24 protein-coding genes are annotated in these 22,881 nt (G+C 32.2%); 14 read left to right on the top strand and 10 right to left on the bottom strand.

What is annotated here, in order from left to right; all coding sequences use genetic code 11:
* The first annotated feature begins 10 nt into the window (after positions 1-10).
* The 10 genes from rsmI (at position 11) to ACWI69_RS01575 (ending at position 9,114) form a co-directional block, all read left to right on the top strand.
* Positions 11-676 (top strand): 16S rRNA (cytidine(1402)-2'-O)-methyltransferase, encoded by a 666-nt coding sequence (gene rsmI / locus ACWI69_RS01620; protein WP_448820124.1) that lies wholly within the window; start codon positions 11-13, stop codon positions 674-676.
* A 13-nt stretch (positions 677-689) separates the two neighbouring features.
* Positions 690-1,586, top strand: coding sequence for a ribosome biogenesis GTPase YlqF (gene ylqF / locus ACWI69_RS01615; protein ID WP_448820123.1), 897 nt, complete (start codon positions 690-692; stop codon positions 1,584-1,586).
* A 10-nt stretch (positions 1,587-1,596) separates the two neighbouring features.
* Positions 1,597-2,421 carry an NAD+ synthase gene (locus ACWI69_RS01610; RefSeq protein WP_448820122.1) on the top strand — a complete coding sequence of 275 codons (825 nt, stop codon included), beginning with the start codon at positions 1,597-1,599 and terminating at the stop codon, positions 2,419-2,421.
* Positions 2,422-2,440: 19 nt separating this feature from the next.
* Entirely contained in the window at positions 2,441-2,836 is a 396-nt protein-coding gene (locus ACWI69_RS01605) for a hypothetical protein (RefSeq protein WP_448820121.1), read from the top strand.
* A gap of 75 nt (positions 2,837-2,911) precedes the next feature.
* Entirely contained in the window at positions 2,912-4,198 is a 1,287-nt protein-coding gene (locus tag ACWI69_RS01600; protein WP_448820120.1) for a hypothetical protein, read from the top strand.
* Between the two features lie 208 nt (positions 4,199-4,406).
* Positions 4,407-5,216, top strand: a complete 810-nt coding sequence (locus ACWI69_RS01595) for a DUF3100 domain-containing protein (protein WP_448820119.1) — start codon at positions 4,407-4,409, stop codon at positions 5,214-5,216.
* Positions 5,209-5,676: a hypothetical protein gene (locus ACWI69_RS01590; RefSeq protein ID WP_448820118.1), complete on the top strand. Its 468-nt coding sequence runs from the start codon at positions 5,209-5,211 to the stop codon at positions 5,674-5,676. The genes ACWI69_RS01595 and ACWI69_RS01590 overlap by 8 nt, the downstream gene beginning before the upstream one ends.
* A gap of 32 nt (positions 5,677-5,708) precedes the next feature.
* Positions 5,709-7,025, top strand: a complete 1,317-nt coding sequence (locus ACWI69_RS01585) for an amidohydrolase (RefSeq protein ID WP_448820117.1) — start codon at positions 5,709-5,711, stop codon at positions 7,023-7,025.
* Positions 7,026-7,229: 204 nt separating this feature from the next.
* Positions 7,230-7,823 (top strand): TetR/AcrR family transcriptional regulator, encoded by a 594-nt coding sequence (locus ACWI69_RS01580; protein WP_448820116.1) that lies wholly within the window; start codon positions 7,230-7,232, stop codon positions 7,821-7,823.
* Positions 7,813-9,114, top strand: a complete 1,302-nt coding sequence (locus ACWI69_RS01575; RefSeq protein WP_448820115.1) for an OmpP1/FadL family transporter — start codon at positions 7,813-7,815, stop codon at positions 9,112-9,114. Before ACWI69_RS01580 ends, ACWI69_RS01575 begins: the two co-directional genes overlap by 11 nt.
* Positions 9,115-9,150: 36 nt before the next feature.
* Here the strand turns inward: ACWI69_RS01575 and smpB are convergent, their stop codons facing one another.
* The 10 genes from smpB to hrcA all read right to left on the bottom strand — a co-directional run bounded on the left by smpB (position 9,151) and on the right by hrcA (position 18,990).
* The gene (smpB, locus tag ACWI69_RS01570; RefSeq protein ID WP_448820114.1) at positions 9,151-9,594 is read right to left on the bottom strand and encodes an SsrA-binding protein SmpB; all 444 of its coding nucleotides are present in this window, start codon (positions 9,592-9,594) and stop codon (positions 9,151-9,153) included.
* The gene (gene rnr, locus ACWI69_RS01565; RefSeq protein ID WP_448820113.1) at positions 9,594-11,744 is read right to left on the bottom strand and encodes a ribonuclease R; all 2,151 of its coding nucleotides are present in this window, start codon (positions 11,742-11,744) and stop codon (positions 9,594-9,596) included. Before rnr ends, smpB begins: the two co-directional genes overlap by 1 nt.
* Before the next feature lie 12 nt (positions 11,745-11,756).
* Complete coding sequence (gene yqeK / locus ACWI69_RS01560; protein WP_448820112.1) at positions 11,757-12,320, bottom strand: bis(5'-nucleosyl)-tetraphosphatase (symmetrical) YqeK; 564 nt, start codon at positions 12,318-12,320, stop codon at positions 11,757-11,759.
* Positions 12,321-12,376: 56 nt separating this feature from the next.
* The gene (locus ACWI69_RS01555) at positions 12,377-12,916 is read right to left on the bottom strand and encodes a GerMN domain-containing protein (protein ID WP_448820111.1); all 540 of its coding nucleotides are present in this window, start codon (positions 12,914-12,916) and stop codon (positions 12,377-12,379) included.
* An 8-nt stretch (positions 12,917-12,924) separates the two neighbouring features.
* Entirely contained in the window at positions 12,925-13,956 is a 1,032-nt protein-coding gene (locus tag ACWI69_RS01550) for an N-acetylmuramoyl-L-alanine amidase (protein WP_448820110.1), read from the bottom strand.
* A 72-nt stretch (positions 13,957-14,028) separates the two neighbouring features.
* A complete protein-coding gene (yajC, locus tag ACWI69_RS01545; RefSeq protein ID WP_448820109.1) occupies positions 14,029-14,301 on the bottom strand; it encodes a preprotein translocase subunit YajC in 273 nt (90 codons plus the stop codon).
* Between the two features lie 75 nt (positions 14,302-14,376).
* Positions 14,377-15,546 (bottom strand): molecular chaperone DnaJ, encoded by a 1,170-nt coding sequence (gene dnaJ, locus ACWI69_RS01540; protein ID WP_448820108.1) that lies wholly within the window; start codon positions 15,544-15,546, stop codon positions 14,377-14,379.
* 80 nt (positions 15,547-15,626) lie between these two features.
* Positions 15,627-17,438, bottom strand: coding sequence for a molecular chaperone DnaK (gene dnaK / locus ACWI69_RS01535; protein ID WP_448820107.1), 1,812 nt, complete (start codon positions 17,436-17,438; stop codon positions 15,627-15,629).
* A 36-nt stretch (positions 17,439-17,474) separates the two neighbouring features.
* A complete protein-coding gene (gene grpE, locus ACWI69_RS01530; RefSeq protein ID WP_448820106.1) occupies positions 17,475-18,005 on the bottom strand; it encodes a nucleotide exchange factor GrpE in 531 nt (176 codons plus the stop codon).
* Positions 17,995-18,990, bottom strand: a complete 996-nt coding sequence (gene hrcA, locus ACWI69_RS01525) for a heat-inducible transcriptional repressor HrcA (protein WP_448820105.1) — start codon at positions 18,988-18,990, stop codon at positions 17,995-17,997. The genes grpE and hrcA overlap by 11 nt, the downstream gene beginning before the upstream one ends.
* A 210-nt stretch (positions 18,991-19,200) precedes the next feature.
* Between hrcA and ptsP the strand changes: the two genes are divergently transcribed.
* The 4 genes from ptsP to ACWI69_RS01505 form a co-directional block, all read left to right on the top strand.
* Positions 19,201-20,958: a phosphoenolpyruvate--protein phosphotransferase gene (gene ptsP / locus ACWI69_RS01520; RefSeq protein ID WP_448820104.1), complete on the top strand. Its 1,758-nt coding sequence runs from the start codon at positions 19,201-19,203 to the stop codon at positions 20,956-20,958.
* Complete coding sequence (locus ACWI69_RS01515; RefSeq protein ID WP_448820103.1) at positions 20,955-21,224, top strand: HPr family phosphocarrier protein; 270 nt, start codon at positions 20,955-20,957, stop codon at positions 21,222-21,224. Before ptsP ends, ACWI69_RS01515 begins: the two co-directional genes overlap by 4 nt.
* A 9-nt stretch (positions 21,225-21,233) precedes the next feature.
* Positions 21,234-22,100 carry a 4-hydroxy-3-methylbut-2-enyl diphosphate reductase gene (ispH, locus tag ACWI69_RS01510; RefSeq protein WP_448820102.1) on the top strand — a complete coding sequence of 289 codons (867 nt, stop codon included), beginning with the start codon at positions 21,234-21,236 and terminating at the stop codon, positions 22,098-22,100.
* The coding region (locus ACWI69_RS01505; protein ID WP_448820101.1) for a S1 RNA-binding domain-containing protein at positions 22,093-22,881 on the top strand (789 nt) is incomplete at its 3' end. The genes ispH and ACWI69_RS01505, both read left to right, overlap by 8 nt.

The following is a 22,881-nucleotide window of genomic DNA, read 5'->3' as shown; positions in this document are numbered from 1 at the left end:
GAGGTAAAAAATGCTTTATATAGTAGCAACACCTATAGGTAATTTAGACGATATAACATTGAGAGCCATAAAAACTCTTGAAGAGGTAGATTTTATCTTTGCGGAAGATACAAGGGTAACAAAAAAATTATTAAATCATTTGGGAATAGAAAAAATAGTATATAGATATGATGAGCATACAAAGATGCATCAAGTTTCTAACATTGCAAATATGTTGGAAAATGGGAATAAAATTGCTTTAGTAACAGATGCAGGAACTCCCTGTATATCAGACCCGGGGTTTGAAGTGGTGGACGAGGCTTTAAAAAGAGGTATAAAAGTTATACCTATTCCAGGACCAAGCGCAATGACAGCAGCAGCTTCGGTTGCAGGGATTTCAACCAGAAGATTTTGTTTTGAAGGATTTTTGCCAAAGAAAAAGGGGAGACAGACTCTTTTAAAATCTTTAGCGGAAGAGGAGAGGGCAATTGTAATATTTGAGTCTCCACATAGAATTGAGAAAACGTTAAGAGATATAGAGACTTTTATTGGCGTAAGAGAGGTTGTAATCGTAAGAGAGATTACAAAGATTTACGAAGAGATATTAAGAGGTACAACCACTGAATTAATAGAGAAGCTTTCGAAAAACCCTATAAAAGGAGAGATAGTTCTTTTAATAAAGGGGAATGAGAAGTAGAGGTGAGAGATAAATGTCAATGACAAAAATTAACTGGTATCCGGGGCATATGAAAAAAACAAAGGATTTAATCAAGGAAAATATGCCATTAATAGATATTGTTCTTGAAGTTGTAGATGCAAGAATTCCTTTATCAAGTAAAAACCCTGATATAGCTGGTTTTGCAAAAAATAAAAAAAGAGTAATTGTAATAAATAAATCAGATTTGGTTACAAAAGAGGAACTTAATTTTTGGAAAAAATTTTTTAAAGAAAACAATTTTGCAGACGAAGTCTTAGAATTATCAGCAGAGACGGGTTTTAATATAAAGACTCTCTATACAATAATAGAAAAAGTTTCTAAAGAAAAAAAAGAAAGATTGTTAAAAAAAGGCTTAAGAAAAGTTAATACAAGATTGATGGTGGCGGGAATTCCAAATGTTGGAAAATCGAGATTAATCAATAGAATAGTTGGGAAAAGCAGTGCTGGAGTGGGGAATAAACCTGGTTTTACAAGAGGAAAGCAGTGGATTAGAATCAAAGAAGGTTTAGAACTTCTGGATACTCCTGGAATTTTGTGGCCAAAATTTGAAAACCAAGAGGTTGGTTATAATTTAGCAATAACAGGGGCTATTAGAGATGAAATTCTTCCAATAGATGAAGTGGCGTGTGTTTTAATAGAAAAAATGTTAAAAATGGGAAAAAAAGATGTTTTAAAAGAAAAATATAAACTTTTAGATGAAGATTTTGAACAAGTTAGTGCTGGAATAATAGAAGCGATAGCCCTTAGAATGAATATGTTACAAAAGGGCGGAAACTTAAATGTTCAGCAGGCGACGTATACACTTTTAAGAGACTATAGAGCTTGTAAATTAGGTAAGTTTGGCTTGGATATGGATATAGCTGAAGAGATTAAAAACTTATATAAGTAGGAGAAAAAAGATGGGTTGCAAATTAGATTTAGAGTTAAATTTGGTTGAAGAGATACTGGTTGATTTTTTGAGAGAGGAAGCTAAAAAGGTGGGGTTTTCAAAGGTCGTTTTAGGACTTTCAGGTGGAATAGACTCAGCATTAGTGGCATATTTAGCTGCGAAAGCCTTTGGACCAGAAAATGTCTTGGGAATACTTATGCCTTATAAAACTTCAAGTAAAGAAAGTGTTGAACACGCCAAGTTAGTTGTAGAGGATTTAGGAATAAAATCAAAGCTAATAGAAATAACTCCAATGGTAGAACCATATTTTCAAATGAATCCAGACATGGATGGATTAAGAAAAGGAAATAGGATGGCAAGAGAAAGAATGTGTATTCTGTTTGATTACTCCGCTAAAGAAAAAGCTTTAGTTTTGGGAACATCAAATAAAACAGAGATGTTATTGGGATATAGTACACAGTTTGGTGATGCGGCATCCGCTATCAATGCCATAGGAGATTTGTATAAAACTCAAGTGTGGGAACTGTCAAAGTATATGGGAATACCGCAACCATTGATAGATAAAAAACCAAGTGCTGACCTATGGGAGGGTCAAACTGATGAGAGTGAACTAGGATTTTCATACAGAGTGGCAGATGAGATTTTATTTGCTTTAATAGATGAGAGAGAAAAAAAAGATGAGATTATAAAAAAAGGTTATCCAGAGGAGATTGTGAATAAAATTATCTGGAAAATTAAAATGTCTCAATACAAAAGAAAACTTCCTTTAATAGCAAAGATATCTACAAGAACCATAGGAAGAGAGTTTAGATATCCAAGAGATTGGGGAGTATAAAATACAAAGGAGGCTAAACTTGAGAGGAGAAGAGCAGTTAAGAGAAGAGTTACAGGAGTTTCAAAGAGAAAAAGAAAGAATTAGGAATATTGTAGGTCAGATAGGTGGAGTAAACAGTAAACAAAATAAAATTATAAATATACTTTTGATAGTAATAATAGCAGCACTGTTAATTTTTGGTGGAGTATTCAATAGGATAACTCCAACATTAGCAGTTCAAGTAGCTATTTTATTCAGTGTAATAAAATTGATATGGATGTTTTATGAATCACAGAGAGCCAGTCATTTTCAATTTTGGATTTTAAATTCCTTAGAATTCAGAATAAATGAGATTTATAAGAAAGTAAAAAAAATAGAAAAAGAGTTAGAGAATCTAAAAAACATATCGGAGGAGTTTAACGAAGAAGATGAATAGTTATAAAACTGTGAACTTCTTAAATCTAGAAAAAAATATTGTGGGAAATAAAAAATTATTTAGGGAGCGTAGAGAATGAAAATTGCTATTATTGGCTATCCGGACTCAGTAAAAAAAATTTTAAAAACTCTAGAACTACAATATTCTCACATACGATTTTTACCTTATGAAATAAAACAGCTAAGGGACTCTATTGAAAGTTTAAAAGATTTGAAGGGGAGAGTGGACGGAGTATTTTCTACTGGGATAGGTGTTCATTCAGAAATTGTGAGCAAATTGGGATTAAATGTGCCGACAGTTTACTCAAATAGAGAAGCTGATAGTATTTTAAAGGCTCTTTGGGAAGTGAGAGAAAACTATCCCAATATAAATGATTTAAAAGTGGGATTTGATATAGTTGAAAAAGATATATTATTGGATACTCTTGATGAATTTGGAATAACGTTGGCTAAAGTGGATGTCCAAGAATATGAAGAGGACAAAACAGAACTAGATTTTTTAGATGAACACATTAAGAATTTAGCTAAAGGAGAGGTTCATTGTATATTGACAGCTTTTGGATATGTCTACGACTATTTTAAGAGCAAGAAAAAACCAGTCTATAGATTGCAATCGACAAAAAATGAGATTAGTGGTCAAATGGAAGCACTTTTAAAAGATATAAAAATTAATGAGAATATAAAGAATAGAATCGGGGTAAAGATAGTAAAAGTTGTAAAAAAATATAGGAAAGATGAAACAGAAAGTGATAAAATAGCTTTTAAAACAGGCTTAGAGGGTATATTTTTAAAGTATTCAAAAAATATACACGGCAATTATCAAGAGATTTCAGAGGATGAATATATCTTTTTTACGACTCAGAAGATATTGGAAACAGAGGAAAATGAGATTAATTTTTTAAAAATAATAAATGAGATAGATATTTTAGGAGCAAAAGTGGCAGTTGGAATTGGATATGCAGAAAACATCCAAGGAGCTACGATAAATGCCAAAAAAGCTTTAAATATAAGTTTAGTAAATAATAAGGGAGAGATTTTCCTTTTTTCAGATAATAAAATAAGAGGTCCTCTCTATAAAAAAACTAGATTTGACTATTCAACTAAAATAAGTGAAAATTTTGAAAAAGAGGCTAAAAAAATAGGAATAACTCCAAAGTATTTATCAAAGTTACGGGCACTACATAAAACTTTTGGTAAAAGAGAGTTCACAAGCAAGGAGCTTTCAGAAATTTTAGAAATAACAGAAAGAAGTGTAAATAGGATAATTAAACCGATTATAACAAGCGGTTACGCTGAAATAATAGAGTATGAAGTTTGTACAAGTGCAGGGCGTCCAAGAAGAGTTATAAGATTTAATTTTTAGCTTAAAGAGATGAAGTCTATTCGTCTCTTTTTATTTTATATATATTTTAAAGTCCTGAAACAAAACATTATAATTAAAAATAAAAAGAAAAATTCGAAAAAAACTTGACATAAAATTCGAAAAATAGTATTATTTTTTATAACAATTAAAGTCCTATTTGAGACGAATAGAACTTGTATAAAAATTATATCAAGGAAGAGTGAGCACTATGAACAAAAACACAATTAATGTATTTTTAGTGGTAACAATTATTTCACTGGTCTGTGAAAAAGTTGGAAAAATTCAATTGGGAAAGGTAGCACTATTCCCAATGTTATTCGCTGTAATTATTGGAATGACATTAACACCAGATCTATTGGGAAAGAAAATCAGAAAATTGAGAGAGATTATTGGGGAAAAAGAGATGAAAATAGCCAGCGACATGGTTATGTTGATTCTTTTAATGCTCGGAATAAAACTAGGAACATTTGTAGGACCTAATTTAGATAAAATTATCCAAGCAGGTCCAGCATTTTTAGCACAGGAGTTAGGACACGTATTAGCACCTCTAGTGGCTGTTCCATTGGCACTGAAATTAGGATTGACAAGAGAAGCTATTGGAGCTGGATCAAGTATAAGTAGGGAAGCCTCTCTGGGAGTAATTGGAGAGAAATATGGAATCTCATCACTTGAAGGAAGTGGAGTGCTTGGAGTTTATTTAGCTGGAACAATTGTAGGAACAATATATTTTGGAGTATTGGGATCGTTAGCTATATATACAGGAATTCATCCATTGGCATTAGGAATGGCGTGTGGAGTAGGAAGTGGAAGTATGATGACTGCGGCAGCCTCCTCTTTGGCTGAAGTTGTGGGAACACAATATGCGGATCAAGTTTTTGCTTATGCATCAACAAGCAATATGTTATCGGGGTTAACAGGAGTAAATATACTTGTTTTTATATCCTTGCCATTCACAGAATGGTATTATAAAAAGTTATCTCCAAAGTTTTCAAAAAAGGGAGTGAAGCAAAATGCGTAGTTTAGATATAAAAAAATATATGCTATATTTTATACTTATGTCGATGGCAGGGGTTATAGTTTTAGCTGGACAAGCTATTGGATTACAAAAACAATTTATCGGGGCTATTCCGGGAATGATTTTAATAATTATTTTAGCACTGGGATGTTTTATTGTTAAAGATATTTTTCCAAAATTTCCACTTCCAGCTTATGCTTTATCGACTATAGTTGGAATGATTGTGAGTATACCGGCATTGCCGATATCAAAATTTTTTGTACCACAGATTGGAACAGTTGAATTTATGCCTTTATGTACACCACTACTTGCTTTTGCAGGAATATCTGTGGGAAATAAAATAGAAGAGTTAAAAGCAATGTCTTGGAAGATAGTAATAATAGCATTGGTTGTATTTACAACAATTTTCTTTGCTTGTGCTCTGATAGCACAAGCAGTTCTAAAACTACAAGGGGCAATTTAATTAAATACTTAGATAGATTTAAGGAGAGAATGATGAACATAAATGAAATTAAAGAGAGAGTAGTAAAAGCTATTGATGAAAACAGAGAGTTAATATTAAAAGCGGGACAGGATATGTATGATAACCCAGAATTTGGATATAAAGAGTTTAAAGGGACTAAAATAGTTTCTAGCTATTTTAAAAATGAATTGGGATTAGAGGTGGAAGAAGGGATAGCTTATACAGGATGTAGAGCAAGATCAAATATGGATGTAGAAGGACCTAAGGTAGCTATATTAGGTGAACTGGATGCAATATCTTGTAGTGACCATCTAGACTCAAATGAGCTAGGAGCAGTTCACGCTTGTGGACATCATATACAGATTGCCGGAATGTTGGGAGCAGCAACGGGATTGATAAAATCAGGAGTTTTAAGTGAACTTGGAGGAAAGATTGATTTTATAGCTACTCCAGCGGAAGAGTTTGTGGAGCTAGGATATAGAACTCAACTTAGAGCTGATGGAAAAATAAAATATTTTGGTGGAAAGCAAGAGATGATATATAATGGGACTTTTGATGATGTAGATATGGCTGTTATGTTCCATGCTTTAGATTTGGGGGATAAAAAAGTGCTAACAGGTCCTGTAAGTAATGGCTTTATAGGAAAAACAGTGAAGTTCATAGGAAAGGAAGCTCATGCAGGTTCGGCACCGCATGAAGGAATAAACGCTTTAAATGCAGCAATGCTAGGAATAAACAATGTACACGCTCAAAGAGAGACATTTAAAGAGAGTGACAGAGTGAGATTTCATCCAATCATAACAAAAGGTGGAGATATTGTAAATTCGGTTCCAGCTGATGTTAGAATGGAGGCGTATGTGAGAGCTAGAACAATAGAAGGTATGATTGATGCCAATAAAAAAGTAAATAGAGGATTAACAGCGGGTGCTTATGCGGTGGGAGCTGAAATAGAAATAACAGAAATTCCAGGATATTTACCAATTTTAAGACATGATTCTATGGAAGATGTTTTAGAAAGAAATTTAGAGTATTTAGGATTGAAAGAGGATATGATTAAAGGTGGAGATTTCACGGGGTCTTTTGATTTTGGAGATGTATCTCATATAATGCCGACTCTTCATCCAATGTTTGGTGGAATAAAAGGAGCTCTTCATACGAGAGAGTTTAAAACTGTGGATGATGAAGTTGCTATACTAATGCCAGCAAAAGCTTTAGCATTAACAGTTGTCGACCTATTATTTGCACAGGGAAAAAAAGCAAAAGAGATTTTAGGTAATTTTAGACCAGTGATGACAAAAGAGGAGTATTTGGCTTTTATGGAGTCTAATGATAAAGTTATAAAGGGATAGTAAGAATTTATTTTTAATAATTTTTTATGGAGAGAGGCTATTTGAGAGCCTCTTTTTGTATTTATTGAAGTTATTTAATAACGATATTTAATAAAAAAACAAAATTTCATAACAATAGTATATAATAAAAAACTTGAATTTATATGTACAATAAGGTATAATGTAGAACATGTTTAAAAAATATCATAACATATAGGAGAAAAAATGGGAAGAAGACCTAATTTTACCAGAGAAGAAATTTTAAATAGTGCATTTGAAATTTTAAATAGCGAGAGCTTAAAAGAAGTGACAGCAAGAAATATAGCTAAAAAATTGGGAGTGTCAACGATTGCCATATACTCAGCATTTAAGTCCATGGAAGAACTAAAAAATGAACTATCTAAAAAAGCTAAGACAAAGCTTTTTGAATACACAAAACGTGATTATACAGATTTGTCAATTTTAAATATAGGAATTGGAATATGTCTTTTCGCAAAGGAGGAGAAAGCGTTATTTAGAACAATTTTTTTAAGAGAAGGATTGCCAAGAGAGTTTATGGATCAAATAATGGAGGATTTTAGAAATTTAATATATAGTGGATTTAATAATAATAAAGATTATAATCAATTTCCTGAAGATATAATCGAGTGGGTCATAAAAAAAGGGTGGTATTTTTCTCACGGATATGCGACCTTAATCTGTACAGGGTTTTATATGGATATAGAATTTGAAACCTTCAAAAAAGAGATTATTGAAATGGGAGATGTACTGATAGAAAAAGCTTTAGAGATGACGAAGGAGAGAGACAATGAAATTTAAGCAACAGCTAATACTATTAGGAGTAATTTTATCAGCAAATGTTATGGGAGGAAGTATAGATTATCTTTCACAACAGGATGCGGAGTACTTGGCACATCCTGCTATGGTAGGAAAGATAGGAGTATCAGGGGCATATTATAACCCTGCTGGAACTGTGTGGCTAGAGGACGGTACCTATATACAGGTGAGCAATCAAACACATTTAAAAGATTACAGCATGGAATACGGTAGTTATAGATTTGAAAGTGATAAGGCATCTCCAGTAGTTCCAAGTTTACAGATAGTGAAGAAGAAAGGTGAGACAGCATTTTTCTTTCATGCGGGAGCGATAGCAGGTGGGGGAAGTGTAGCATATACCGGAGGAATAGCAACTTTTCCACAAATAATTACAAGCAATCCAATGTTTGAGACGATAGGGGCAAAATACGTAGGTGGATCAACAATACATGGAAAATCCTATTATATAGCATTTCAGGGTGGAGTGGCTAGAAAATTTAATGAGGTTTGGAGTGGTGCAGTCGGAGTTAGGTTAATTGATGCTGAAAGAGAATTCAAAGGTGAAGGAAACTTTGAGTATAATAATTTAGGAGGATATCTAGGCTCTGGAAAGGCAAAATTTGATATTGATTCAGAAAGAACTGCTTTTGGAGTGACTGGAATACTTGGATTAAACTATCATCCAAACGACAAATTTAATATAGGAATGAGATATGAAACTGAAACTAAGTTAGATTTTGATAATAAAGAGCATAACTTGAAAAAAGGTTTTATAAATTCAACAGGAAGTAACCTAATAGGAGATACGTTCTACAATACTATTATAAAAGACCCAGCGATTAAACAGTGGATGACTGAGGGGAGTGGGAAAAGAAATTTACCGGCAATGGCAGCGATTGGAGCTTCTTATAAAGTGACAGAGAAGCTGACATTGTTGGCTTCTGGGAACTACTATTTTATAAAGGAAGCCAGTGATGATTTAAACAACTTTGACCACTATGACAATGGATATGAGGTGGCAGTTGGAGTGGATTATCAGTTGTATGAAAGATGGACTTTAATGGCAGGATATCAATATACAAATACAGGTGCAAATGAGAAAACATATACCGATACGGACTACGTTTTAAATGCAAATATGTATTCAATAGGAGTTAAATATAGATACAGTTCACAGCTTGAATTGTTAGCAGCTTATTCATATGTAGATTATGTGACGGATAAAAATGTTAAGAATATAAGATATAGTAAGCACGTGGATGCGTTTGGATTAGGTTTAATCTATAAATTTTAGCAGTAAAAAAAGCAGATATTTTATCTGCTTTTTTTACTAATATCGTTCCTTAACTTCTCTTTCGATATTTCTTTGTTGGTCTTTTTTAGCTAAAGAATCACGTTTGTCATAATTTTTTTTACCTCTGGCTAAAGCTATGTCGATTTTCACAAATCCCTTAGATAGATGAATATTTAGAGGTACTATTGTATAACCTTTTTGAGTAACTTTTTCGTGTAGTTTTTTTATCTCTCCTCTATGTAAAAGGAGTTTTCTAACTCTTCTTTCATCAGGATTATAAACACTACCGAAGGACCATGGGACAACGGTCATTCCCATGATAAAAATTTCGTTATTTATGATTCGAATAAATGATTCTTTTATGCTGGTTTTACCAGCCTTTATAGATTTCACTTCACTACCAACTAGTTCAATTCCGGCTTCAAATTTATCTTCAATAAAGTAGTCAAAAAAAGCTTTCTTGTTATTAGCTAATATCATTAAAATCTCCTCTCTTTTCTTCTGTCTGTATAATCATGATAAAATTCAGTTGGAACAACTTCAATTTCAAGCATTTGTAAGTCGGATCTAACGATTAAAACTTCCATTTTATCTCCTAGATGGAACTCTCGGTTCATATCTAAATCTTTCATAACGTAGTTATTTTCGTCAAATTCGTAGAAGTTTTTAGCTGTTGTTACATCCCAGTAACATTCTACGTGCTCCTCTGTTTCAAAGAATATTTTTTTATTATTAAATCCAACTATAGTGGCTTTAAATTCATCTCCTATTTTATCCAGCATATATTCAACTATTTTAATTTTGACACTTTCATCCTCTACCTTCATAGCTTTTCTTTCTGTTTGAGAGATATGAGCTGTAACGTCCGGAAGATAGTTTATAAGAATTCCAAACTCTTTTTTAGTAGGATAACCATGAATAGCAATATTCAAGATTCTATGAATCAATAGGTCGGCATATCTTCTAATTGGAGATGTAAAATGTGTGTAATAGTTAGACGATAAACCAAAGTGACCTAAGTTTTCAACTCCGTACCTAGCTTGTTTAAGAGACATCAAAATCATCTTATGAACAATCATATTGATACCTTTAGCTTCAGAATCTTCAATAATAGATTGGAATTTTTTAGGGTGAAGATCTTCAAAGGAGTGAATTTTATATCCAAACCTAGAAAGAGTTTCATTTAAAGCTTTTACTCTCTCTGGGTCAGGAGTCTCATGAACTCTATAGACAGACGGTATTTCCAACCAGAAGAGCTTTTCTGCAACAGCCTCATTAGCCATAATCATAAAGTCTTCAATGATTCTCTCAGACTCTCCTCTTTCAATATTTTTTAAATATTTAACTTTTTTATTTTCATCTAAAACAACTTTTACTTCAGGAAGATCAAAGTCAATAGACCCTCTATTATACTTTATAGCTCTTATAATTTTGGAAAGTTCTAACATAGTGAACAACATATCAACTATATCGCTATATTTTTCAGTAACTTCAGAATCTTTAGCGAGAATTTTATTAACATTTTTATAAGTCATTCTATGAACAGTCTTAATAACCGATTTGTAGGCTTGAATGTCTATTGTTCTCCCCTGGGAATCAATAAGAAGTTCAACAGAGAATGTAAGTTTATCTTCATGTGGATTTAAAGAGCATATACCATTTGAAATCTCTTTAGGAAACATAGGTAAGACTCTATCAACAAGATAAACAGAGTTTCCCCTTTTTTCGGCTTCTTTATCTAATTTTGAACCAGTTTGAATGTAGTGTGAAACATCAGCAATGGCAACAATAAGTTTATAAAATCCATTGTCTAATTTCTCAACGTAGACAGCATCATCCAAATCTTTTGCATCATCACCATCTATAGTTATTATAGGAAGGGACCTTAAATCTCTTCTCTTTTTAATCTCCTCTTCAGAAATTATTGGTGAGATTTGTCGAGCTTCAGCTATAACATCATCTGGAAAATCTTCAGATAATCCTTCCCTAAGAAGTAAAGCTTTAATCATATTATCTGTATCAAAGGGACTACCGATTGATTCTAAAATCTTTCCTTCAGGCTTTTTTTCATCACTTCCCCAAAAAGTGACATCAACAACAACTAAGTCGCCATCTTTAGCCTTATTAAAGAAGTTTTTAGGTATATAGATATCTCTGCCAAACGATTGAGTTGGTCTAACAAAACCAAAGTTCTCTTTTTTTTCAAAAATTCCTATAATTGTATTTTTTTCTCTTACGAGAACCTCCACAATTTCACCCTCTTTTTTTCCTTTTCCCTGAGGTGTTATAACTTTTATTAAAACAGTATCTCCATCTAGAGCTGTACCAAATTTGCTTCGAGGAATAAAGTATCCTTCAGTATCAGTATCAACAAATCCAAATTTACCCTTGATATTTGAAAATTTGCCTTTTATAAAACCTAAATTTTCAGGTATGTTGTATTTATTTTTTTTATTTTTCATAATTTCACCAGAGCTAAGCCAAGTTTCAAGAATATCTCTGTTTTCTTTTTTTAATTTAGGTGACCATCCCATAGCTTTGGTTATCTCATCTAGAGTTAGGGCTTTGCTACCTTTTAATATATTTTTTAATCTATCAAGCTCTTTATTCAATTTTGTATTTATTTTCATAATTTCCTCCGATTAGCTTATTTTTAAAAGCCAATTTCGCATCTCAATGGAGTTTATATGAATGACATAATTTCCTTTTATAAGATGCTCGATTTTTTTATTAACTTCTAGTAAAATGGCTTTATTTAGATTTACTAGAGCTAAATCTCTAATTTCTTCTACATAGGGATAATCTCTTTTGGGTTCAATAGCATCAGCTACATAGACTATTTTTTCAACTAAACTCATATTTTTTCTTCCAGTTGTATGAAATTTTATGGCATTTAAAATATCTGTATTGTCAATTTTAAATTTGTCCTTTGCGATATATGAAGCTACATAGCTATGAAGAATTTCAACGTTAGTTATGTAGTCTTTCGTTTCTTCGGTGAAGTGCTCCTTAGAAATTTTAATAAGTTCCTCTCTTGTAAACTCTTTAGCGTAGTCATGCAAAAGAGATGCAATTGCAATCTCATTCAAATTAGCGTTATATATCTCTCCCAGAGCGAGGGCAGTATTCAAAACTCTTATGGAGTGTTCATATCTTTTTTTAGAGAGAACAGTAGCCAATTCCTTTTTTAAAAAGTCTATATTCATAATATTCCTCCAAATTTTTAAAAAGGAGTTTCTGAAAGTAGAAACTCCTCAAAATTTTATATATTGCTATTCAATTTATAGCTTTTACTTATGTTGATAAAATTAACTTTCTCGGTTTGTGAACCATTGATAAGTAAGACCACATCATTTGCTCCGCCCGGAGTTAATAGACTATTTACAAAAGAGTAAATTAAAAGTAATTCTTCCTGTGGAGTTTTAGCAGAAGATAAAACCTTAGAGTCTAAGTCTAAATAAAGAGTTCTATTTTTTATGTATACTTCATATTTAAAATTTTCTTTTTTTAAGATATTTTTATCTTCTAATTTTTTTAAAAGTTGAGAGATTATGTCCTTCAGAATATCTTCATTATTGGAGATATTAGAGTTTAAAAGAATATCCTCTTTTGAAAGAGTTCCCTCTTTTAGATTAGGAAAAAAAATTGGGGTGCTAATCTCTGTTTTTTGAATAGTTTCTGAAGTAGGGGTGGAGATAGCCACGACTGTCTTACTTCTTTCATTTAATTTATTTGAATATACTCCTGTGAAAATAGCAAGAATTGCTAAAATTATTAAAAATATTTTTAATTTATTTGACATAAAACCTCCTAATAGAAAAAAGATCTGATTTTATTTGCGAGTTCATCTGCCATAACGTTTTGATTTACATCCTTAGAAAGTTTTGTAACATCTGATTTATTTGTTATAAAACCGAGTTCTACAAGAATACCAGGACCATTAAAACCTCTTAAAACAGCAAAGTTTGCTCCATAGATTCCACGATCTTTCATACCAAGTCTTTTGGAAAGTGAGGAATTTAAAGGCCTAGCGATAGTTATAGATTTTTCCATGTTTTTGTTATATGCAAGTTCCCCCATTATTTGAGCTATACTAGTTGTTTTTTCACCGTATTTTTCACCGAAGCTATTCTCATAGGAGGCAATTTTTTCAGCGTAGGGAGATGATTTTTTTGAAAAATAGAATATTTCTGTTCCTTGGGCTGTGGAATTTTTAGAAGCATTTAAGTGTAAGCTCACAAAAATATCTGCTTTTTCACGATTAGCAATTCTACTTCTTTCAGAAAGGCTAATAAAGGTGTCATTATTTCTAGTCATGACAACATTGAAATCTTTTGAGAGTTTAGTTTGTAATTTTTTAGCAACAGCTAAAGCGATATCCTTCTCTTTATATTTGTTAAAACCAATCGCTCCAGGATCTTTTCCTCCGTGTCCAGCATCAATGGCAACAGTGAACTCTTTTCTAGCTGAATTTGTAGGTTTTAAATCGATAACGATTCTGTACGGATTGGATAAAGTGTGAACTTTATGACCAGACCCCTTTTTTAATTTTATAAAAAATCCAATATTTGATCCATAATCAATCATATCTATTTTTTCGATATTTTTACCAGAAAGGCTTGAACTATTTAACTTTGTTCCCATTTTAACTTTCTCAATTTCAAGAAATAGTAATCTATTGTATTCATCATAACTTGAATTGTATTTTGGTTTTATAGAACCAGAGATATCGAAGACTAACTGTGGAGGATTGTTATTGAGCCTGATTTTTTTTATAGTATTATTGGCGAATATAGTTAATGAAAATAAACAAAAGATAAAAAATATAAGGTATTTTTTCATAATTTTCTCCATTGACCTAAAATAATAAAATAGGATGGAAAAGTATACCAATTCCATCCTTTGTAAATATTTTTATTTTAAAACTCTTGAAATAGAATTCTTAAGCACTTGGATGTTACAACCTTTATCAACTCTAATAGTCAAGAACTCAGGACCGATACTAGATATAGTGCCTTTGATACCACCGTTAGTAACAATTTCAGCTCCCTCTTTTAATGAGTCTAACATTTCTTGATGTTTCTTTTGCTTTTTTTTGTTTGGTAAAATAAGTAGAAAATAGAATACAGCCGCCCAAATAGCAAAAGTAAGTATCATACCACCGTATTTAGTAAATAATTCATTCATCTTATAGCCCCCTTAGAGATAATATAATTTTTCTAACACAAGTATACCATAAGGTAGTATACTTTTCAATAATTTTTAAGAGAAGAAGTTTTTTAATTTATCGAAAAAGTTTTTATTATCTTTATGGTTTTTATCTTTCAAGCTTTCGTCAAATTTCTTTAGAAGTTCTTGTTGTTCAGAGTTTAAGTTAACAGGAACCTCAATTTTAATTCTAACAATTTGATCACCAGTGTAAGGACTTCTAGGATTTTTAATTCCTTCTCCTTTTAGTCTAAACATCTTATCGTTTTGAGTTCCAGCAGGAACTTTAATCGTTTTCTTGCCGTTTAATGTAGGAATTTCTATGTCTCCTCCAAGAGCTGCTTGTGCAAAAGTGATTGGTACATTACAGATTATATCCACTCCATTTCTTTCAAAGAATGGGTGCTGTTTAACAGTGATGTAGACATAAAGGTCCCCATTAGGTCCACCTTCCGTACTAGCGTTTCCCATTCCAGAAAGTCTAAGTTTTTGACCGTCATCAATACCAGCAGGAATTTTGATAGTTTTTTCAACTGTTTCAGTATCAATTCCAGTTCCATGACACTTTTTACATTTCTTTTCAGGAATTTCACCTTTACCATGACAAACATCACACTCTTGAGCAGTTTGGAAGTTTCCAAAAACGGTTCTCTGAGTAACATGAATAGTTCCAGTTCCATTACACTTAGAACATTTATTCATTTTAGATCCTTCTTGAGCTCCAGTTCCGTGACAAGTTTTACAAGTTCCAGTTCTTTTATACTTCAATGTCTTTTCAACACCTTTTGCAGCTTCTTCCAAAGTTAATTCAAGATTGTACCTTAGGTCCTCACCGGGTTCTGGACCTCTTTGACGAGAATTACCAAATCCTCCAAAGCCACCAAATCCTCCGTTTCCGCCAAAAAATGATTCAAAGATATCTCCTAAATCTTCGAAGCCACCACTAAATCCTCCAAAGCCACCAGCTCCGGCACCACCACCATTTTCAAAAGCAGCGTGACCAAATCTATCGTACTGTGCTCTTTTATTTTCGTCTGAAAGAATTTGGTATGCTTCATTAATCTCTTTAAATTTATCCTCAGCTTCTTTTTTCTCACTTTCATTAGCACCACTAAATTTATCTGGGTGGTACTTCATAGCAGCTTTTCTATATGCTTTTTTTATTTCAGTATCAGATGCCCCCTTAGCAATCCCTAAAACTTCATAAAAGTCTCTTTTAGCCATTTACAAAAATCCTCCATTTCTTAAAATAAGGGATAGAGTTGTCTCTATCCCTTAAGTAAAGTATATATTAATTACTAATATTAGTCAACTATCTCAGCATCTGCAACATCATCAGTTTCATTAGCTTCTGGAGCGGCTCCACCTTGTTGTTTAGTCTGAGCATCTTTGTAGATTTCTTCAGCTAATTTGTGAGCAGCTTGAGATAATTTCTCAATAGCAGCATCTATAGCCTCTTTATTGTCTCCATCTTTAACTGATTTAAGTTCTTCAATAGCCGTTTCAATAGCTTTCTTCTCATCTTCAGTAACTTTTTCAGCGTAATCTTTTACAGATTTTTCAGTAGAAGCAATTAACATATCAGCTTTATTTCTTGTTTCAACTAACTCTTTGAATTTTTTATCTTCAGCTTCGTTAGCTTCAGCATCTTTTTTCATTCTCTCAATCTCGTCAGCAGAAAGGTTAGTTGAACCAGAGATAGTTACAGTGCTCTCTTTTCCAGTTCCTAAATCTTTTGCAGAAACGTGAACGATTCCGTTGGCGTCTATATCGAATGTAACTTCGATTTGAGGTACTCCTCTTGGAGCAGCAGGGATACCTTCTAAACTAAACTCTCCTAGTTTATGGTTATCAGCGGCTTTTGCTCTTTCACCTTGTAATACATTTATCGTAACAGCTGGTTGGTTATCAACAGCAGTTGAGAACACCTGAGATTTCTTAACAGGAATTGTAGTATTTCTTTCGATTATTTTTGTAAATACTCCTCCTAAAGTTTCGATTCCTAAAGATAATGGAGTAACGTCAAGAAGTAATACATCTTTAACATCTCCCATTAACACTCCACCTTGAATAGCAGCTCCCTCAGCAACAACCTCATCTGGATTGATACCTTTGTTTGGCTTTTTACCAAAGTAAGACTCTACCCATTCTTGAACAGCAGGGATTCTTGTAGAACCTCCAACCAATAAAATTTCATCGATATCTGATGGATTTAATCCAGCAGCTTTCAATGCATCCTTTGTAGGCACTTGAGTAGCTTCAACAAGGTTTCTAGTTAAATCGTTGAACTTAGCTCTAGTTAATTTGATATCTAAGTGCTTTGGTCCAGTTGCATCCATTGTAATAAATGGTAAAGATATATGAGCTTCCATCAATGTAGATAACTCTTTTTTAGCCTTTTCCGCAGCATCTTTAAGTCTTTGGTATGCCATTTTATCGTTAGCTAAATCTATTCCAGTCTCTTTTTTAAACTCTTCAACTAAATATTTTATGATAGCGTCGTCAAAATTATCTCCACCTAAGTGGTTGTTTCCTGAAGTTGATATAACTTCGATAACTCCATCAGCAATTTCAAGGATAGAAACGTCAAATGTTCCTCCACCAAGGTCAAACACTAAAACTTTCTCCTCTTTTCCAGCTTTTTCAAGTCCGTAAGCCAATGCGGCAGCAGTAGGCTCATTTATAATTCTCTTAACATCTAATCCAGCGATAACTCCAGCGTCTTTTGTAGCTTGTCTTTGAGCATCTGTAAAGTAAGCTGGAACAGTGATTACAGCCTCAGTAATTTTTTCTCCTAAGTAAGATTCTGCATCAGATTTTAATTTTTTTAATATCATAGCTGAAATCTCTTGCGGTGTATATTGTTTTCCATGAATATCAACTTTATAATCAGTTCCCATATGTGTTTTAATCGAAAGAACAGTTGATGCAGGGTTTGTGATAGCTTGTCTTTTTGCAATCTCTCCAACAATAATTTCACCGTTATCTTTAATACTTACAACAGATGGAGTTGTTCTAGCTCCTTCAGCGTTAGGGATTACAGTAACCGATCCCCCTTCCATTATTGCAACACATGAGTTGGTAGTTCCTAAGTCAATTCCTATAATTTTTGCCATTTAAAAAACCTCCTAATATATCTGAATTTTTCAACCTTATTTTTTACAAACTTTAACCATTGAGGGTCTAATAACTTTTCCCTTCATTTTATAACCTTTTTGAAACTCTGCTATAATTTCATCATTGGCATGATTTTCTGAATCTTCAACAGAAACTGCCATATGTAAATGAGGATCAAATGTAACTTTTTCAGTTCCGATAACTTCGACACCCTCACTAGTAACAGTACTCTTCATTTGAGAAAGTATTAGCTCAACACCTTTAACTAGGGAATCGAAATCTCTTGTTTCAGCAGCAGCAGCAACAGCTCGTTCTAGATTGTCAATTATATCTAAAACTTTTATTACCACTTTTTCAGAAGCAAAAGCTTTTAAGTCATCAAATTCTTTTTCTTTTCTTTTTGTGAAGTTTTGAAACTCAGCCTGTTTTCTTAAGTAAGAGTTTTTCCAATCTTCAACTTCAGTTTTTAATTTTTTTATTTCATCTTCTTGAGATGCTATTTCTATGTTATCAGTATCATTAATTATTTCTTCAACTATTTCTTCTTTCATTTCTTTATCTGCCATCACTATCTCCTTCATTACTTATTTCTTTTATAACTTTGCTAACCTCTTTTGTAATATGCTGTATGAGTCCCATAGTCTTAGAATAAGACATTCTCTTTGGTCCCATGACGCCTATTACTCCAGGAGAGTTATCCATATTATAAACAGAGTATACAAAGCTATAATCTTCTAGTCCTTTTACAGCTAATTCCTCACCAAATATGACATTGACTTCACCATCTTTAAAAGGTCTAGATTTAATTGCCTCTTCGAAAAGTTCTTTTATTTTTTCTCTCTTAGAAAAAATATCTAGAACATCACTAATCTCATTAACCTGCTTATCTCTAAATATTTCAGAGGAGTTTTCTAAAAATAGTTTTCCCTCTACTTCACTATAGACAAAGTCAATAATTTTTTCAATTTCGTGAGATTCAACAGAACTATTTCTAATTTCATTGTTAATTCGTTGTGATAACTTTTGAAGTTCATTTTGACTACACAACTCTTCAAAGAAAATCTTTTTAGTTCGAACACTCTTATTTTCCATGACTATAACAGCCATAGCCATATAGTCATCAATATGAACCAGTTCAACTTTTTTTATTTTTTCTTTTTTATGTGTAGGCTCAATAACAATTCCAACATAATTAGTTAATTTAGATAAAAGCATTGAAGTTTTTTTTAAGACAGAATCCAACTCTCTCATTTTAAAATCGTAGACAGAATTAATTCTGGCTTGCTCCTCTCTTGAAAGTTTTTCAATTTTGAGAAGTTCTTCTAAGTAAAACTTATAGCCTTTATCTGTGGGGATTCTTCCAGAAGACGTATGAGTTTTTGAAATAAACCCCATATCCTCCAAATCAGACATCACATTTCTTATTGTTGCAGAGGATAGATCTATATTATATTTTTTTACAAGAGCTCTAGAACCAATCGTTTCCCCGGAAAGAAGATAAAAATCTATAATGGCACTAAGAACGAGCTTTTCTCTATCGCTGACAACCATAAAATCACCCTTTTTAACTTTTTATTAGCACTCAATTAAGAGGAGTGCTAATCTTGCATTTAATATAATACAAAATAAAATAAATGTCAATAGTTTTTTTGAAATATTTAAAAAATATTTTTTAATGGATCATGAACAAATAATAGTTTAAAAATAAATAGAAATACGGTATAATTTTTAATATCAATTAATGGTCAAGGGGTGAGTAAAATGGGAGTTATTATAGGTAAAAGCATTTTCCCTGGAATAGTTATAGGTCAACCCTATATAGAGAGAAAAAAAAAGATAGACATTGAAAATTATAAAATCTCTTCCGAAAAAGTGGAGGAGGAAATAGAAAGATTTTTAGCCAGTGTACAAAAAGCTAAGAGTGACATAAAGCAAATAAAAAGTAATTTAGAGGGTAAAATAAGTAGAGAAGATTTACAAATTTTAACTGTTCATATTATGATGTTAGATGATCCACAGTTCATTAGTGATATAAAAAAAGGGATAAAAAAAGAAGAAAATAATGCAGAGGCTGTTGTAAAAAAGGTATCTAATAAGTATATAGAGATGTTTGAAAAAATAGTGGATCCAATCTATAAGCAAAGAGCTTTAGACATAAAGGATATAAGCGAAAGAATAATAATGAATTTAACACATGAAGATGATGTGGATTCGAACTTGAATGGTAAAATTTTGGTAATTAGAGAGTTGCTACCATCAGAGCTTTTAAAGATTTATTACAGTGGAGTAAAGCTAAGTGGAATTATAATGGAATACATAGGAGAAACATCCCATACAGCAATATTGACAAAGGCACTAGAAATACCTACTTTAATGGGTGGAAATGACATTTTTTCTGTGGATTGGGGAGATAAAATAATCTTAGACACAACATCTATGGAGGGAAAAGTTATAACTAATCCTGATATAAAAACCTTAAATAGGTATGCACAAGAAAAAAATAGATATAAAAATAAGATGAAAGAGATAGAGGAAACTATCGATAAAGAAACTGTAACTTTAGATGGAGAGCGGGTTTATCTACACTTGAACATAGGTGGTAGATTGGATATAACTCAAGTCAGTCGAAAAAGACCAGATGGGATAGGATTACTGAGAACAGAGCTTATATATATGGAGGCTGTAGAGTTTCCAAATGAAGAAAAGCAGAAAAAAATATATGAAAATATAGCGAGGGAGTTTGATGAAACTCAACCAAATAAACCAATAATAATAAGAACCTTAGATATAGGTGCGGATAAGAAGTTATCTTATTACGAGATGGTGGATGAGGAGAATCCATCTTTAGGTTGTAGAGGCATGAGATTAACTTTAGCGAATAAAAGTCTTTTTAAAAATCAAATCAAAGGGATTTTAAGAGCAGCTACGCATCACAATATAAAGATGATGTACCCCATGGTAACAAATTTAAAAGAGATAGTTGAAGCTAAAGAATTAGTGGAAGAGTGTAAAAAAGAGCTTTTACTTGAAGGAAAAGAGTTTAAGGAAAATATAGAGGTAGGAATGATGATAGAAGTTCCATCAAATGTGGTGTTGGCAGATATTTTTATCGATTATGTAGACTTTTTTTCTATTGGAACCAATGACTTAACTCAATATATACTTGCAACAGATCGATATAGTTCAATAGCTGAAAAATTGTATGATTGTTATGATCCAGCGGTAATAAGAGCAATAGATATGGTGTCAAATGCAGGACTTAAAAAAAATAAAAAAGTTTCAGTATGTGGAGAGATGGCAGGAGAAAATCAGGCAGTTATAGCTTTACTAAGCTTAGGTATAAGGGATTTAAGTATGGCTCCTGCGTATATCCCAAAAGTTAGAAATTTAATTAGAAAGATAAAAATAGCAGAATTAGGAGAGATCAAAATAAAATTATTAAAAGCTAAAGATTCACAGGAGATAAAAAATATCTTAAATGAATATTTAGAGGAGATTGAAAGGAGAAATCAGAGATGAAAAAAGTAGAAGTAACTATTAAAAATAAAGCTGGGTTGCATGCAAGACCGTCGTCATTATTTGTTCAAACAGCAAGTAAATATGACTCAGACATAAATGTTATATTTGATGATGAAATTATAAATGGAAAAAGTATTATGGGGTTGATGCTTCTTGCGGCTGAACAAGGAAGAGTTTTAACCTTGGAGTGTGATGGAAAAGACGAGGATGAGATGATAGCAGATCTAGTTGATTTGATTGAGGTAAAAAAATTTAATGAGGAGTAAAGTAAAAAAATGGAGATAATAAGAGCTGAAAAGATGGGCTTTTGTTTCGGTGTAAAAAAAGCTGTTGAAACTTGTTATGAGATATCCAGAAAAAATATATCTAAAAAATATATTTTAGGAATGGTTGTTCATAATAAAGATGTTGTAAAAGAGATGGAAAATATTGGTTTTATGATGGTTGATGAGAAAGAAATACTAGACGGAACCGATCCTTTGAAAAAAGGGGACACAATAGTGATAAGAGCTCATGGGACAACTTCGCAAATAATAGATATACTTAAAAAAAAAGAGGTAAATATATATGATGCTACGTGTATTTTTGTGGATAAAATAAAGGAGATATTAATCGAGAGAGAAAAGTTGGGAGATGAAATAATCTTCATTGGAGATAAAGAGCACCCAGAGGTAAAAGGTATTATCTCCTTTGGAAAAAAAGTAAATGTTTTAAAAAATTTGGAAGAATTAAAAGAAAGTTCCCTAGAGAGGAGTAAAAACTATTCGGTACTGACTCAAACAACTTTGAACAAAAGTAAATTTTTAGAGATAAAAGAATATTTAGAAAAATACTATTCAAAAGCTCAGATATTTGATAGGATATGTGGAGCGACTAGTGAGAGACAAGAGGCTACTAAAAAGCTAGCAAAAATCTGTGACGTAATAATAGTCATAGGTGATTTAAAAAGCTCAAACAGCAAGAAACTTCTGGAAGTAGCAAAAGCTGAGAATCCAAATAGTTATTTAGTTCAAAATGAAAAAGAGTTAAATATGTCTATCTTTTCTGAAAATATGAAAGTAGGAATAGCGGCTGGAGCATCAACACCAGAGGATATAATAAAAAAAATAGAAAATAAAATAAGGGGGAACTTTAATGTCTAACTTTGATTACTACGAAGATTTTGAAGCATTATTAAATGAGTACATGCCAGTAAAAGAGGATGAAGAAATAAAAAGTAAAGTGACTGGAACAATTGTAAACATGGATAGAAACTTTACATATTTAGAAGTACCTGGAGAGCCAAAGGCTGTAAGAGTAAGAACAGAAGAGCTAACAGGATACGCCGTAGGAGATGAAGTTGAAGTTCTAGTGGTGTCTCAAGCTGAAGAGGAGGATTCTTTAGTTTTAATTGGTTCTAAGAAAAGAATTGATATGGAAGTTGGAGCTGAAAAACTGGAGAAAGCACTTCAAAATCATGAAATTATAACTGGAAAGGTTTTAAAAAGAGTAAAAGGTGGATATATTGTTGAGGTATATCATCAGCAAGCATTCCTTCCTAATTCACTGTCAGAAATACCAGTAGAGAAAGGGGATTCGTTTGTAGGAAAAGAGTTACCGATTGTTGTAAAAGAGATAAAAGAGGATAAAAAAGGAAAGAAGATTCTTTTATCAAGAAAAGAGATTGTTATAGCAAAAGAGCTAGAGGCAATAGATAAGTTAAGTCTAGGTGAAGTTGTAAAAGTAAGTATTCTAGATGTGTTAGATTTTGGTCTGACAGTAAAACTTGACGAAGCAAGAGGATTTATTCATATTTCAGAGGTGGATTGGAAGAAAACATCAGATTTACATAAATTGTATAAGGTTGGAGATGTGATTGAAGCAAAAATTATAGAGATTGAAAGAGATAAGAGAAATATTAAACTATCTATAAAAGCTTTAACA

Source organism: Cetobacterium sp., assembly GCF_977044495.1.
This window is presented reverse-complemented; position numbering and strand designations above follow the sequence as displayed.

Coding starts and splice junctions, on each gene's coding strand:
- rsmI (WP_448820124.1), top strand. CDS start 11: ATGCTTTATATAGTAGCAACACCTATAGGTAATTTAGACGATATAACA.
- ylqF (WP_448820123.1), top strand. CDS start 690: ATGTCAATGACAAAAATTAACTGGTATCCGGGGCATATGAAAAAAACA.
- ACWI69_RS01610 (WP_448820122.1), top strand. CDS start 1,597: ATGGGTTGCAAATTAGATTTAGAGTTAAATTTGGTTGAAGAGATACTG.
- ACWI69_RS01600 (WP_448820120.1), top strand. CDS start 2,912: ATGAAAATTGCTATTATTGGCTATCCGGACTCAGTAAAAAAAATTTTA.
- ACWI69_RS01595 (WP_448820119.1), top strand. CDS start 4,407: ATGAACAAAAACACAATTAATGTATTTTTAGTGGTAACAATTATTTCA.
- ACWI69_RS01590 (WP_448820118.1), top strand. CDS start 5,209: ATGCGTAGTTTAGATATAAAAAAATATATGCTATATTTTATACTTATG.
- ACWI69_RS01585 (WP_448820117.1), top strand. CDS start 5,709: ATGAACATAAATGAAATTAAAGAGAGAGTAGTAAAAGCTATTGATGAA.
- ACWI69_RS01580 (WP_448820116.1), top strand. CDS start 7,230: ATGGGAAGAAGACCTAATTTTACCAGAGAAGAAATTTTAAATAGTGCA.
- ACWI69_RS01575 (WP_448820115.1), top strand. CDS start 7,813: ATGAAATTTAAGCAACAGCTAATACTATTAGGAGTAATTTTATCAGCA.
- smpB (WP_448820114.1), bottom strand. CDS start 9,594: ATGATATTAGCTAATAACAAGAAAGCTTTTTTTGACTACTTTATTGAA.
- rnr (WP_448820113.1), bottom strand. CDS start 11,744: ATGAAAATAAATACAAAATTGAATAAAGAGCTTGATAGATTAAAAAAT.
- yqeK (WP_448820112.1), bottom strand. CDS start 12,320: ATGAATATAGACTTTTTAAAAAAGGAATTGGCTACTGTTCTCTCTAAA.
- ACWI69_RS01555 (WP_448820111.1), bottom strand. CDS start 12,916: ATGTCAAATAAATTAAAAATATTTTTAATAATTTTAGCAATTCTTGCT.
- ACWI69_RS01550 (WP_448820110.1), bottom strand. CDS start 13,956: ATGAAAAAATACCTTATATTTTTTATCTTTTGTTTATTTTCATTAACT.
- yajC (WP_448820109.1), bottom strand. CDS start 14,301: ATGAATGAATTATTTACTAAATACGGTGGTATGATACTTACTTTTGCT.
- dnaJ (WP_448820108.1), bottom strand. CDS start 15,546: ATGGCTAAAAGAGACTTTTATGAAGTTTTAGGGATTGCTAAGGGGGCA.
- dnaK (WP_448820107.1), bottom strand. CDS start 17,438: ATGGCAAAAATTATAGGAATTGACTTAGGAACTACCAACTCATGTGTT.
- grpE (WP_448820106.1), bottom strand. CDS start 18,005: ATGGCAGATAAAGAAATGAAAGAAGAAATAGTTGAAGAAATAATTAAT.
- hrcA (WP_448820105.1), bottom strand. CDS start 18,990: ATGGTTGTCAGCGATAGAGAAAAGCTCGTTCTTAGTGCCATTATAGAT.
- ptsP (WP_448820104.1), top strand. CDS start 19,201: ATGGGAGTTATTATAGGTAAAAGCATTTTCCCTGGAATAGTTATAGGT.
- ACWI69_RS01515 (WP_448820103.1), top strand. CDS start 20,955: ATGAAAAAAGTAGAAGTAACTATTAAAAATAAAGCTGGGTTGCATGCA.
- ispH (WP_448820102.1), top strand. CDS start 21,234: ATGGAGATAATAAGAGCTGAAAAGATGGGCTTTTGTTTCGGTGTAAAA.